Raw genomic sequence first — 256 nt, 5'->3', positions numbered from 1 at the left:
CAATAATTAAGAGACGAGCAATACGAACTTTTATGATTCAATTTACTAATATTAATAAAGCCTTTGGAAGCAATCAAGTGCTCAAAGGCATTGATTTGACCATTGAAAAAGGCAAAGTCGTGGTGATATTAGGGCCATCAGGGTCTGGTAAAACCACTTTTTTACGATGCTTAAATGCGCTAGAAATTCCAGATCAAGGCGTTATTGCCTTTGACGACGGCAGCTTGACGGTAGATTTTGCCACTAAGCCTAAGAA

At 38.7% G+C, this 256-nt stretch carries 1 protein-coding gene; it reads left to right on the top strand.

Going from position 1 to position 256, the window contains the following annotated elements:
- Window positions 1-32: 32 nt before the first annotated feature.
- Window positions 33-256: ATP-binding cassette domain-containing protein (locus tag AAEY88_RS14460; protein WP_350563506.1), on the top strand; the 224-nt coding region annotated here is incomplete at its 3' end.

This window comes from Psychrobacter sp. CAL346-MNA-CIBAN-0220, assembly GCF_040309805.1.
In the GTDB taxonomy this organism is placed as follows: domain Bacteria; phylum Pseudomonadota; class Gammaproteobacteria; order Pseudomonadales; family Moraxellaceae; genus Psychrobacter.
This window is presented reverse-complemented; position numbering and strand designations above follow the sequence as displayed.